Genomic DNA, 12,987 nt, shown 5'->3' with positions numbered 1-12,987 from the left:
TGTTATTGCGTTAAGCCGAGGCGTTCACCACGATAACGGCCATCAAGAATAGCCTGCCACCACGCGGGATTATCGAGATACCATGCCACGGTTTTACGCATGCCGCTTTCAAAGGTTTCCTGTGGCGTCCAGCCAAGTTCACGTGCGATCTTGCTGGCGTCGATGGCATAACGCTGATCGTGGCCAGGACGGTCAGTCACGTAGGTAATAAGGTCACGGAAATGTGCGGTATTTGTTGGTTTGCGATCTGCAGCCAGCTCTTCCAACAGCGAGCAAATCGTTTCCACTACCTCAATATTTTTGCGTTCGTTGTGACCACCAATATTGTAAGTTTCACCCACTTTACCTCTGCTCACCACGCGATAAAGCGCGCGCGCATGATCGTCCACAAATAACCAATCGCGTACTTGCTGCCCATTGCCATAAATCGGTAAGGCTTTGCCTGCCAGTGCATTGATGATGGTGAGCGGAATCAGCTTTTCGGGAAAATGGTAAGGGCCGTAATTGTTTGAGCAGTTCGTGACGATAATCGGCAAGCCGTAAGTGCGTAGCCAGGCGCGAACCAAATGGTCGCTGCTGGCTTTGGTTGCAGAATAAGGGCTGCTCGGTGCATACGGCGTCGTTTCAGTGAAAAATGCGCTCTGGTCATGAAGATCGCCAAATACTTCATCCGTTGAAATATGATGGAAGATAAAAGCCTTTTTGCGCTCATCTTCCATCGAATTCCAGTAAAAGCGCGCAGCTTCAAGCAGCTGATAAGTGCCGATAATATTGGTTTCAATAAAAGCGATCGGCCCATCAATTGAACGATCAACATGGCTTTCCGCAGCCAGATGCATGATGCAATCGGGTTGATACTGTTTCATCACGCGGTCTAATTCTGACCGGTCGCAGATATCTACCTGTTCAAACTTGAAACGCGGATGGTGAATAACGCTGGCCAAGGACGTAAGGTTGCCAGCGTAACTCAGTTTATCCACCACCAAGACTTGATGATCAGTTTCGTTGATCAAATATCTCACCAGCGCTGAGCCAATAAAACCAGCGCCGCCCGTCACCAGAAACTGCTTCATCGCCACACGCCTTTGGTATCTACAATCCAGGATTGCGTAACTTGCGCAGCATCAATGGCACGGAAAGCATGGTGATCAACCAGCATCACCAGCAAATCAGCTTGGTTAAGTGCCTCTTCGCAGGCAACTAACGTGGCATGTTCAGCCAGCGCAGACGGAATCTGGGTAATATTGGGCTCAACAACCCATGTAGCGCCGCTGTGCCATTCGGCAATCAGCTGTGCTACGCCCATCGCCGGGCTTTCGCGTAAATCATCGATATTCGGTTTAAACGCCAGACCAAAACAGGCGATGGTGAGCTCACTGGCACGTTTACCGGTTTGCACCAGGCAATCGGCTAAGGCTTTTTTCACCTGATCTAATACCCACTGCGGTTTGGCATCATTGACTTCGCGCGCAGTGCGAATCAGCCGCGCCAGTTCAGGATTTTGCGCCACGATAAACCAAGGATCGACAGCGATACAATGACCGCCTACGCCGGGTCCGGGCTGGAGAATATTGACGCGCGGGTGGCGATTTGCCAATGCGATCAGTTCCCACACGTTAATCCCTTGATCGGCACAAATCAGCGATAGCTCGTTGGCGAAGGCGATATTGACGTCACGGAAACTGTTTTCCGTTAGCTTGCACATTTCAGCGGTGCGGGCGTTGGTTTCAACACATTCACCTTTAAGGAAAATGCGATACAACTCGCTGGCGCGCGCAGAACAGGCGGCTGACATGCCACCAATGACGCGATCGTTATTGATAAGCTCAACCATGACCTGCCCAGGCAAGACGCGTTCCGGGCAATAGGCAATAAAAATATCAGGAGCTTCACTCTGCTGCGGAAAGCGCAAATCAGGACGCGCTGCGGCTAACCATTCCGCCATTTGTTCGGTGCTGCCGACGGGCGAAGTCGATTCGAGAATCACTAAATCGCCCTTTTTAAGCACCGGTGCGATGGATTCTGCGGCCGCTTTGACGAAGCGTAAATCGGGTTGGTGCTCATCCCTAAACGGTGTGGGTACGGCAATCAGAAAAGCCTCTGCGGCTTCGGGTTTTGTGGTTGCCCGTAGATCACCGCGCGCTACAGCGTCATGCACTACGCGATCTAAATCGGGCTCAATAATATGAATCTCGCCACGATTGATGGTTTCAACAGCACGCGCATTGATATCTACGCCTACTACCTTTTTCCCTTTAGAGGCAAAAACGGCTGCGGTTGGCAGCCCAATGTAACCCAGTCCAATGATGGAAATGGTTTCAAAACTCATAAGTCGACTCTGTTATCTTTTAAGGCTTGCAAAATGCGTCCGCAGGCGGCGCCATCACCATAGGGATTATGGGCGCGGCTCATTGCCTGCCAGGCGGCTTCATCCGTCAGCAACTGGCTCACTTCATTAACGATTTTTTCAATATCGGTGCCAACCAATCTTACTGTTCCCGCTTCCACCGCTTCAGGTCGTTCAGTGGTATCACGCATTACCAGCACCGGTTTACCCAGCGAGGGCGCTTCTTCCTGAACACCGCCCGAATCGGTAAGAATCAGCCAGGCACGATTCATCAGCCAGACAAAAGGCAAGTACTCTTGCGGTTCAATAAGAATGATGTTTTCAATGCCGCTGAGAATGCGGTTTACCGGTTCGCTGACGTTGGGATTAAGGTGAACCGGATAAACAATTTGCGCATCAGGATGCTGACGAGCGATTTGTGCCAGCGCGCTACAGATGCGTTCAAAACCCTCACCGAAGCTTTCACGACGATGGCCTGTAACCAGAATCAGCTTTTTACTTTCATCAAGAAAAGGGTAACGTGCGGTTAATTGCGCATTGAGATCGCTGTCATCTAACACCCGATCGCGCACCCACAGCAGCGCATCTATAACCGTATTGCCGGTAACAAAGATGCGCGCATCCGGCAGGTTCTCCTGCAGCAGATTCTGCCGTGAACGTAACGTTGGCGTGAAATGCAGACTGGCGAGGTGTCCCGTCAACTTGCGGTTAGCCTCTTCCGGCCACGGCGATGATAAATCGCCGGTACGCAGTCCCGCCTCAACATGCGCGACGGGAATCTGTTGATAAAATGCGGCCAGGCTTGCCGCCAGCGTGGTGGTGGTATCACCATGTACCAGCACGACATCAGGTTTGAAATCGAGCAATACGGTTTTCATGCCCTGCAAAATGCGGCAGGTGATTTCAGTCAACCCCTGTTCAGGGCGCATGATGTTGAGATCGTAATCGGGTTGCAGTTGAAATAAACGCAGCACCTGATCAAGCATTTCACGATGCTGCGCAGTCACGCACAGACGTGATTCAAAGGCGGGATCCTGCGCCAATGCTTTCACAAGCGGCGCCATCTTGATGGCTTCGGGGCGAGTACCAAATACTGTCAGAACTTTCACTCTGTTTCTCTCAATGACGCGGTTCTAACATCGGACGCGGCCGACGCATCAGCGCCACACCTGCACCCACCAACGCGCCAATGGCGCCCCACATGATCATCATAAACAGACGACGCGGGCTGTCACGCGAGACCGGCTCTTCCGGTGTGCGTAAATAGCGGTAGGTTTGAAATTTGCTGTTCAGCGCCGGACCTGCCTGCAACGTGGTAAGCATTGCTCTGTTTTGATCATAGCTTATATCATAGGTCGGGCCCGTTGCCTGCAAAGTCTCTAGCTGACCTTGCAGCATCGGTTGACCTAACAAAAACAGATCGCTGTCCGCCAGGTTTTCTCCAATATCACGCGGCTGCTTTTCACGAATACCTTGCTGGTCTGCAATTTTTAACGCCTGTTGCAGGCGATGCTCCTGACGCTGAAACACCGCTTTTGCCACATCTTCCTGACGTTTAACCTGGGCTTGCAGCTGTGCACTGCGCACTTGCCATGCGCCGGTAAGTTCAGTGTTGAGATGACGTGCAGCACGTTCGCTGGCGTAGGCGATATATTGCCGCAGCAGATTGTTAGCATCGCTGGCCGTTTCCGCCTTTAATTTGACGTTATCGAAGGTACTGTGCGCGGTGTCAGCGGGTGTAAACTGGACATTACCGATTAAATCGTCCAGCAGCGCCGCATCATTATGCGCATTCCCCGTTTTACGGCTTTTGAAATAGTCCGTTTGCTGCCAGAACTCCCGGCGCGTATCCCAGGATGAGAGCTGCATGACAAATTCCTGGTAAACCTCATCCATGATCGTAGGCGACGGTGCACTCAGCGTCAGCGCATTGTTATGCACGTCCAGGTTACTGAGAAACTGCTGCTGAGCGTAGTAAGAACCCAGCATATTCACCGTTGGGCGTTCAGTCATCGCCGTGGTGCTCCATACCTGTTTCATCAACAGCGTGGCTAGCCAGGCGATCACGGCAAACAGCAACGCAAGACCAATAATCCAGCGCTTTCCACGCCATAAGCAGCAGCACAGGCCGCGAATATCCAGTTCGTTCTCCACAACGTCAGAGGGCATAACAGGGTTATCCTTTGTAAGGTCTTATCAGAGTCATTTTTTCTTCGCGTCTCGGGCGCTATTAATACGGCGCTTGATGCGTCGAATACGTCGCGCTACACGCCAGGCATGCTTCAGGCAATAGCCGTAAACCATAAAGGCAAACAGGAACAGCACCAGCATCACCCATTCGGGGATAAAGGCGAGATATTCGCCTAACACACCAATACCCGCGAGAATCGCGGCAGCAACGGTGATCAACATAAAGGCCTGACGCGAGCTAAAACCGGCCCGCATGATCAGGTGATGAATGTGCTGGCGGTCGGCAGAAAACGGACTCATGCCTTTGCGCAGGCGACGATACATGATCGCAACCATGTCCATCAGAGGAATGGCGATTAACCACAGCGCGGTAACAGGGGTGATGGGATGGCTTAATCCTTGCGTCGTTTCCAGCAAAATCCAGATGATGGTAAAGCCAATCATCGTACTGCCGGCATCGCCCATAAAGACTTTATAGCGGCGCCCCAGAAAACCGAGATTAAGCAGGATATAAGGCAGCGTGGCGGCGATCATCGCAAAGCACCACATGGCGAGGCTGAACTGACCATCGAAATAGAGGATGATGCCCATCGCCGCAAAAGTAACAGACGCAAGGCCACCCAGCAGGCCGTCAATGCCATCCACCATATTAAAGGCGTTAATGGCCGCCCATACGGCAAACAGCGTTAGCACATAGCCAAACGGCCCAACAATCAACTCAACCGGACCGATAATAAACCCAAGGCTGAGTAAGTAGAGTTTGGCACCCACCATCATCACAACAGCAACAATGGCTTGCACCACGGCGCGAATTTTCACGCTGATATCAAAGCGATCGTCTAGCGCGCCTACCAATACCAGAACACCCGCGCAGGCTAAAAACAGCAGCGCGTGCGGCAAATAATAATTTGTAATCGCGAAGGTAAAACAGATCCCTGCATATACGGATATGCCGCCAACCAGCGGAATCGCCCCATGATGACGTTTACGCGAATTCGGCGTATCAACCAAACCAATTTTTTTAGCTGCTTTACGAGCAAAAAAGAGGAAGACTAAAGAAAAGAGAAAAATTAAACCAAGCTCAGTACTCATAGTGAGTAAATTCACGTTAAACGCTCTCAGCTAACATCTTGGGCAACAATACGCGAAAATCCACTTTTACTGCTGCTCCAGAATCCGAATTCTGCATGAAGAGGTGCGTGAATGCTTAATAATTCACCACCGCTACCACAGTCATTATAAATGCTCCTGTCAGAGTTCAATCCTATAGCCCAGAAATGAAAAACGCCACGTTAAGACGTGGCGTTGTTACGATTTCCTGCTCATTTTACTAAAAAAGCCGAAACTCGCGTTCGGCTTATTTTTTATAAAATCAGGAACGCTTCATCATATCGAAGAATTCGTCGTTGGTTTTGGTCATCGCCAACTTGTTAATGAGGAATTCCATGGCATCGATTTCGCCCATTGGGTGAATAATCTTGCGCAGGATCCACATTTTCTGCAGCTCTTCCTGAGTGGTAAGCAGCTCTTCTTTACGCGTACCTGAACGATTGTAATCAATCGCTGGGAAGACACGTTTTTCAGCGATTTTACGTGAGAGGTGCAATTCCATGTTACCGGTGCCTTTAAACTCTTCGTAAATCACTTCGTCCATCTTCGAGCCCGTATCAACCAGAGCGGTCGCGATGATGGTCAGGCTGCCGCCCTCTTCTACGTTACGTGCTGCACCGAAGAAACGCTTCGGACGATGCAGGGCGTTAGCGTCCACACCACCGGTCAATACTTTACCAGAAGCGGGTACCACGGTGTTGTAGGCACGCGCCAGACGCGTAATGGAGTCGAGCAGAATGATCACGTCTTTCTTGTGTTCGACCAGGCGCTTGGCCTTTTCGATCACCATTTCAGCAACCTGAACGTGGCGAGAGGCTGGCTCATCAAAGGTCGAAGCGATAACTTCACCTTTAACCAGACGCTGCATCTCAGTCACTTCTTCTGGACGTTCGTCAATCAGCAACACCATCAGCACGCAATCGGGATGGTTATACGCCAGGCTCTGTGCAATGTTCTGCAGCAGCATGGTTTTACCGGCTTTCGGCGGTGCGACGATCAGACCACGTTGACCGCGACCAATTGGCGAAGCCAGATCCAGTACGCGAGCTGTCAAATCTTCAGTTGAGCCATTACCCCGCTCCATACGCATACGGCTGTTAGCGTGCAGCGGCGTGAGGTTTTCGAACAGAATCTTGTTCCGCGCGTTCTCCGGCTTGTCATAGTTGACTTCGTTAACTTTCAGCAGGGCAAAGTAGCGCTCACCTTCTTTAGGTGGGCGAATTTTGCCAGAAATGGTGTCACCAGTGCGAAGGTTAAAGCGGCGGATTTGGCTAGGGGAAACGTAGATATCATCGGGACCGGCGAGGTAGGAGCTGTCTCCAGAGCGGAGGAAACCAAATCCATCCTGCAATATCTCCAGCACGCCATCACCAAAGATGTCTTCGCCGCTTTTCGCGTGCTGCTTCAGGATTGAGAAAATAATGTCCTGCTTGCGCATGCGAGCCTGGTTTTCCAGCCCCATATTTTCGCCGAGGGTAATCAGCTCAGAAACCGGCGTGTTCTTTAATTCGGTAAGATTCATAGTGATGGGTTCTTAAACTCGGGGTAATACTCGGAATGTTTGTCGTGAGTGGTATGGCAATTAATCCATGCCTGTTAATGGCTTTTTTCGACTCTTCTCGACGATCATCGTCAGGGATGGCGACTGGAAGCGTGGAGAGGGTTCGATTGCTATGCCAAAGTTGGAGCTAACCGTCAGATTGCAAAACCGCTGTTATAGGTACAGTGCGACAGGGTTTAACAAGGGAAAACTTTTAGATGCTAACTACAAGGTAAGTGCGTAATGCAGTCTTGGTAACTTAGCATGCTTGAAAGAGAACGTCCAGCAGCAGGCAAAAAATTCACCAATGCTGAACGTTCAGTCCTGATTAAGCCAGATTGGCGTTCAGGAACTCTTTCAATTGACCTTTGGACAAGGCGCCCACTTTGGTCGCGGCGACTTCACCGTTTTTAAACAGTAGCAGCGTCGGAATACCACGAATACCGTATTTCGGTGCAGTGCCCGGATTGTCGTCGATGTTCAGCTTAGCGATGGTCAATTTGCCATCGTACTCTTCTGCGACTTCATCAAGGATAGGGGCGATCATTTTACAAGGACCACACCATTCAGCCCAGAAATCTACCAGTGTAACGCCGTCGGCTTTTAGCACGTCGGTGTCGAAACTGTCATCGGTCAGATGAACGATTTTATCGCTGCTCATGTTTTACTCCACAAGATTATGCCTGGCGAATTGGCGTAAAATATACCAATGTAGGTTGACTTTATTTCATCGGATACGCTTTCGTAAAGCGATAGTAAGCTGATATTCTACCACACTATGAGCAAAACACACTTAACCGAACAGAAGTTTTCCGACTTCGCCCTGCACCCTACGGTGGTGGAAGCCCTTGATATTAAAGGCTTTCAGCATTGCACGCCGATTCAGGCGTTAGCACTGCCTTTTACGCTTTCAGGGCGTGATGTCGCAGGTCAGGCGCAAACCGGTACCGGAAAAACGATGGCGTTTTTAACGTCAACGTTTCATCATCTTCTCTCAAATCCTGCGGCGGAAGGCCGTCAGGTCAATCAGCCACGCGCATTAATTCTGGCCCCAACGCGTGAACTTGCGGTGCAAATTCATGCCGACGCAGAACCGCTGGCAGCCACAACCGGGTTGAAACTTGGCCTGGCATATGGCGGCGACGGCTATGATAAACAGCTTAAAGTGCTGGAAAACGGCGTTGATATTCTTATCGCCACCACCGGTCGTTTAATCGATTACGCAAAGCAAAATCACGTTAACCTCGGTGCTATTCAGGTCATGGTGCTGGACGAAGCCGATCGCATGTTTGATCTCGGCTTTATTAAAGATATTCGCTGGTTATTCCGCCGCATGCCGGCTGCGTCCCAACGTCTGAGTATGTTGTTCTCCGCCACGCTCTCCTACCGAGTGCGTGAACTGGCGTTCGAACACATGAACAGCGCCGAATATGTTGAAGTAGAACCCGAGCAAAAAACCGGTCACCGCATTCAGGAAGAACTTTTCTATCCGTCTAACGAAGAGAAAATGCGCCTGCTGCAGACTTTGCTGGAAGAAGAGTGGCCAGACCGCGCGATCATTTTCGCCAATACCAAGCATCGTTGTGAAGATATCTGGGGCCATTTGGCTGCCGATGGTCATCGCGTTGGTTTGTTGACAGGTGATGTGGCACAGAAGAAGCGTCTGCGCATTCTGGATGACTTCACCAAAGGTGATGTTGACATTCTTGTCGCTACCGATGTTGCCGCACGTGGCCTGCACATTCCTGCGGTAACTCACGTCTTTAACTATGACCTGCCGGACGATCGTGAAGATTACGTTCACCGCATTGGTCGTACCGGACGCGCAGGTGCCAGCGGCCATTCAATCAGCCTGGCGTGCGAAGAATACGCACTGAATTTGCCTGGCATTGAAGAGTACATTGGTCACAGCATTCCGGTCAGTAAATACAACAGTGACGCGTTGATGAGCGATCTGCCGCCACCAAAACGTCTGGCGCGTAGCCGCACGGGCAACGGTCCACGTCGTGGCGGTAACAACGCCAACCGTCGCGGTGCACCACGCAACAATAACCGTAAACGTTCGAGTTAAGCTCACCATGCTAAGCGCATCGTCACTTTATGCTGCGATTGATTTAGGATCTAACAGCTTTCATATGTTGGTGGTGCGCGAAGTGTCTGGCAGTATTCAGACCGTTGCGAAAATTAAGCGCAAGGTACGCCTTGCTGCAGGTCTGGATAAGAGCAACCAGTTGTCAGCTGAAGCGATGACGCGCGGCTGGCAATGTCTCAAACTGTTTTCGGAACAGCTACAAGATATTCCTCTTGATCAAATTCGCGTCGTGGCAACTGCCACGCTGCGTCTTGCGTCCAATGCGCAACAATTCCTTGAAACCGCTCAAAAAATTCTCGGCTGTGACATCAACGTGATCAGCGGAGAAGAAGAAGCCCGCCTGATTTATCAAGGTGTGGCTCACACCACAGGTGGTTCCGATCAACGATTGGTGGTCGATATCGGTGGCGGCAGCACAGAACTGGCAACCGGCGACGGGTCCCACGCTACGGTGTTATTTAGCTTATCAATGGGTTGCGTCACATGGCTGGAGCGTTTTTTCAGCGATCGCCATCTGGCAAAAGAAAATTTTGATCAGGCTGAACAAGCGGCGCGTGAAATGATTCACCCTGTGGCGTCTCGGCTGCGCGAACAAGGCTGGCAAGCTTGTGTTGGCGCATCAGGCACCGTTCAGGCGCTGCAAGAGATTATGGTGGCGCAAGGTATGGACGAGCGCATCACCTTAAGCAAATTGCAGCAACTAAAACAGCGTGCAATTCAATGCGGCAAGCTGGAAGAGTTGGAGATTGAAGGATTGACGTTGGAGCGTGCGCTGGTTTTCCCCAGCGGCCTGTCGATTTTAATCGCCATTTTTCAGGAGCTGCATATCGAAAGCATGACGCTGGCGGGCGGCGCGCTGCGCGAAGGGTTGGTTTACGGCATGCTGCATCTGCCCATCGATCGCGATATTCGTACCCGCACGCTGCAAAATGTTCAGCGCCGCTTCAACATTGACGTCGAACAGGCGAGCCGCGTACGTCAGCTTGGGGAAACGTTTTTCCGTCAGGTCAGCGCGCTGTGGAAGCTCGATCAGCGCTGTCGCGATTTACTGCTTAGCGCCTGCGCCATTCACGAAATAGGCCTGAGCGTTGATTTCCGCCATGCTCCGCAACACGCTGCTTATCTGATTCGCCATCTCGACCTTCCCGGTTTTACGCCTGCTCAGAAAAAATTGCTGGCTTGCCTGCTGCAAAACCAAAGTGGCAGCATCGATTTAGCGCTGCTCACGCAGCAAAATGCCGTGCCGCCGCGCCTGGCGGAGCGCATGTGTCGCTTACTGCGTTTAGCGATTATTTTTTCGAGCCGCCGACGCGACGACACATTGCCAGCGGTGCGATTACGGGCCGATGATGATGCCCTGCACCTTACGTTGCCAGCGGGCTGGCTTGATATGCATCCGCTACGCGCTGAGTTGCTCGAGCAGGAAAGCCATTATCAATCTTACGTCCACTGGCTGTTAACGATTTCCTGATCGCAGCCGCTGAACTTGTCAAAGCAACCTTAAGCCTGCATTCAGTGTGATTTAGCGATCAGAGGCCAGATTTGGCCTCTTGATCACTCGGTTTCAACTACGCTTTCTTCGCCTTTTCCAGCATCGCTCTTAATCCTGCCACGCGACTCTGGCCGGTTTTCATGCGCTCTTCCGCACTTACCACTTTACGTTCGGTTTCCCACACCACATCATCTTGCGGCAGCTCAAGTAAGAAGCGGCTAGGTTCTGGGCGCATTAACTCGCCATATTGGCGACGTTCGCGGCATAAAGTGAACGTCAGCTCCTTTTGCGCACGGGTGATGCCCACGTAAGCAAGGCGGCGTTCTTCCTCGATATTATTTTCATCGATGCTGCTCTGATGTGGCAGCAAACCCTCTTCCATGCCGACCAGATAAACGTACGGGAACTCCAGCCCTTTCGAAGCATGCAGCGTCATCAGTTGCACCTGATCCAGCTCTTCATCGCTTTCACCGCGCTCCATCATGTCACGCAAGGTAAAGCGCGTAACAACCTGCGCCAGCGTCATTGGCTCATCCAGATCGGTGCCTTCAAGCATCTCAGTCATCCACTGAAACAGCGTATTGACGTTTTTCATGCGCATTTCAGCGGCTTTAGGGCTGCCTGACGTTTCAAACAGCCAACTTTCGTAATCGATACCGCGGATCAAGTCGCGCACGGCATTCACCGGTTCACGTTCGGTCAGTTGGATCAGCGTATTCAACCATTGGGTAAAACGCTGCAAATGCTCCAGTCCGCGCCCCGTCAGCGTTTGTCCCAGCCCCACATCAAAGCTGGCGTTAAATAAACTTTTATTGCGCAGATTGGCCCATTCACCCAGCTTTTGCAGCGTGGCCGGCCCAATTTCACGGCGTGGCGTATTGACGATACGCAGAAAAGCGCTGTCGTCATCGGGATTGGTTAACACGCGCAAATAGGCTAATAAATCTTTGATTTCCGGGCGCGAGAAGAACGAAGTGCCACCTGAAATACGATAAGGAATACGGTTTTGCATCAGCTGCTTTTCAAACACGCGCGACTGATGATTGCCACGGTAAAGAATGGCGTAATCTTTGTAGGCCGTTTTATTAATGAAGTGATGCGCAATCATTTCACCCGCCACGCGCTCTGCTTCATGATCTTCATTATTCGCGCTCAGCACTTTTAATTCATTGCCGATGCCCAGCTCGGAAAAAAGACGTTTTTCAAACACATGCGGATTGTTGGCAATCAAGATATTCGCCGCTTTCAGAATGCGCTGCGAGGAGCGGTAATTTTGCTCCAGCTTGACGACCTCCAACGCGGGAAAATCTTCTTTCAGCAGAACCAGATTTTGTGGGCGTGCGCCACGCCACGAATAGATCGACTGGTCGTCATCGCCAACGACGGTAAAACGCGCCCGCGCCCCTACCAGCAATTTCACCAATTCGTATTGGCTGGTGTTGGTGTCCTGATACTCATCGACCAGCAGATAACGAATGCGCTGCTGCCAGCGTTCACGCACTTCCTGGTTGCGCTGCAACAAGAGCGTAGGCAGCAGAATCAAATCATCAAAGTCCAACACGTTGCAGGCTTTAAGGTGCTGGTCGTACAAGCTATAACAGTGCGCAAAAATAGTATCTCGCTCGGAACGCGCCAGAGCGGCGGCCCGAGGCGGATCGACAAGATCGTTTTTCCAGTTTGAGATCGTTGAAATAAGCTGCTGTACCAGTGCTTTATCTTCTTCCAGCCACTGTTTGGTCAGCTCCTTCAGCAAGGCGAGCTGGTCTTGGTCGTCAAACAGCGAGAAGTTTGATTTCATGCCCAACGCGACGTATTCGCGCTTAATGATCTCAAGCCCCAAGGTATGGAACGTTGAGATCATCAGCCCACGAGCTTCTTTGCGGCCCAATGTCTGCGCCACTCGCTCTTTCATCTCGCGAGACGCTTTATTGGTAAATGTTACCGCTGCAATGTGGCGTGCCTGGTAGCCGCACTCACGAATCAGATGCGCAATCTTATTGGTAATAACACGGGTTTTTCCCGATCCCGCACCCGCCAGCACCAGGCAAGGTCCGGTGACAAATTCGACAGCACGTTGTTGACCGGGGTTTAAACGCATAACGGAATATCACTCAGTAGAAAATGAAAAAGGAGGCAGACACCCGATCTCGAACCAGAACCACAGCGGTGAGCAACGCACCTACAGTTCGAAAGATAGGGTTATAATGGGCGACGAT

At 51.3% G+C, this 12,987-nt stretch carries 9 protein-coding genes and 1 pseudogene; 2 read left to right on the top strand and 8 right to left on the bottom strand.

What is annotated here, in order from left to right:
* Positions 1-2: 2 nt before the first annotated feature.
* The 7 genes and pseudogenes from rfbB to trxA form a co-directional block, all read right to left on the bottom strand.
* Entirely contained in the window at positions 3-1,073 is a 1,071-nt protein-coding gene (gene rfbB, locus ACF2G4_RS15210; RefSeq protein WP_332624882.1) for a dTDP-glucose 4,6-dehydratase, read from the bottom strand.
* Positions 1,070-2,329: a UDP-N-acetyl-D-mannosamine dehydrogenase gene (gene wecC, locus ACF2G4_RS15205; protein ID WP_409075087.1), complete on the bottom strand. Its 1,260-nt coding sequence runs from the start codon at positions 2,327-2,329 to the stop codon at positions 1,070-1,072. Before wecC ends, rfbB begins: the two co-directional genes overlap by 4 nt.
* A complete protein-coding gene (gene wecB, locus ACF2G4_RS15200) occupies positions 2,326-3,456 on the bottom strand; it encodes a non-hydrolyzing UDP-N-acetylglucosamine 2-epimerase (RefSeq protein ID WP_215847993.1) in 1,131 nt (376 codons plus the stop codon). The genes wecC and wecB overlap by 4 nt, the downstream gene beginning before the upstream one ends.
* A 10-nt stretch (positions 3,457-3,466) precedes the next feature.
* A pseudogene (gene wzzE / locus ACF2G4_RS15195) lies at positions 3,467-4,519 on the bottom strand (ECA polysaccharide chain length modulation protein); the annotation flags it as partial.
* A 30-nt stretch (positions 4,520-4,549) separates the two neighbouring features.
* Positions 4,550-5,629: a UDP-N-acetylglucosamine--undecaprenyl-phosphate N-acetylglucosaminephosphotransferase gene (gene wecA / locus ACF2G4_RS15190; protein WP_215847995.1), complete on the bottom strand. Its 1,080-nt coding sequence runs from the start codon at positions 5,627-5,629 to the stop codon at positions 4,550-4,552.
* 280 nt (positions 5,630-5,909) lie between these two features.
* Positions 5,910-7,169 carry a transcription termination factor Rho gene (gene rho, locus ACF2G4_RS15185; protein ID WP_215847996.1) on the bottom strand — a complete coding sequence of 420 codons (1,260 nt, stop codon included), beginning with the start codon at positions 7,167-7,169 and terminating at the stop codon, positions 5,910-5,912.
* A 346-nt stretch (positions 7,170-7,515) separates the two neighbouring features.
* Positions 7,516-7,848, bottom strand: a complete 333-nt coding sequence (gene trxA, locus ACF2G4_RS15180) for a thioredoxin TrxA (RefSeq protein WP_003851963.1) — start codon at positions 7,846-7,848, stop codon at positions 7,516-7,518.
* Between the two features lie 117 nt (positions 7,849-7,965).
* Here trxA and rhlB point away from each other — a divergent pair, with 117 nt between their 5' ends.
* Together rhlB and gppA are read left to right on the top strand one after the other, a co-directional pair.
* Positions 7,966-9,258, top strand: a complete 1,293-nt coding sequence (gene rhlB, locus ACF2G4_RS15175; protein ID WP_215847997.1) for an ATP-dependent RNA helicase RhlB — start codon at positions 7,966-7,968, stop codon at positions 9,256-9,258.
* A gap of 7 nt (positions 9,259-9,265) precedes the next feature.
* Positions 9,266-10,750, top strand: a complete 1,485-nt coding sequence (gene gppA, locus ACF2G4_RS15170; RefSeq protein WP_243079824.1) for a guanosine-5'-triphosphate,3'-diphosphate diphosphatase — start codon at positions 9,266-9,268, stop codon at positions 10,748-10,750.
* Positions 10,751-10,847: 97 nt separating this feature from the next.
* Here gppA and rep read toward each other — a convergent pair whose 3' ends face one another.
* Positions 10,848-12,869, bottom strand: a complete 2,022-nt coding sequence (gene rep, locus ACF2G4_RS15165; RefSeq protein WP_409075086.1) for a DNA helicase Rep — start codon at positions 12,867-12,869, stop codon at positions 10,848-10,850.
* Between the last annotated feature and the right edge of the window lie 118 nt (positions 12,870-12,987).

The organism is Pantoea phytostimulans (assembly GCF_046118715.1).
Classification (GTDB): domain Bacteria; phylum Pseudomonadota; class Gammaproteobacteria; order Enterobacterales; family Enterobacteriaceae; genus Pantoea; species Pantoea phytostimulans.
Note: the sequence above shows the minus strand (reverse complement) of the source record. Positions and strands in the feature narration are given on the sequence as shown.

Coding starts and splice junctions, on each gene's coding strand:
- rfbB (WP_332624882.1), bottom strand. CDS start 1,073: ATGAAGCAGTTTCTGGTGACGGGCGGCGCTGGTTTTATTGGCTCAGCG.
- wecC (WP_409075087.1), bottom strand. CDS start 2,329: ATGAGTTTTGAAACCATTTCCATCATTGGACTGGGTTACATTGGGCTG.
- wecA (WP_215847995.1), bottom strand. CDS start 5,629: ATGAGTACTGAGCTTGGTTTAATTTTTCTCTTTTCTTTAGTCTTCCTC.
- rho (WP_215847996.1), bottom strand. CDS start 7,169: ATGAATCTTACCGAATTAAAGAACACGCCGGTTTCTGAGCTGATTACC.
- trxA (WP_003851963.1), bottom strand. CDS start 7,848: ATGAGCAGCGATAAAATCGTTCATCTGACCGATGACAGTTTCGACACC.
- rhlB (WP_215847997.1), top strand. CDS start 7,966: ATGAGCAAAACACACTTAACCGAACAGAAGTTTTCCGACTTCGCCCTG.
- gppA (WP_243079824.1), top strand. CDS start 9,266: ATGCTAAGCGCATCGTCACTTTATGCTGCGATTGATTTAGGATCTAAC.
- rep (WP_409075086.1), bottom strand. CDS start 12,869: ATGCGTTTAAACCCCGGTCAACAACGTGCTGTCGAATTTGTCACCGGA.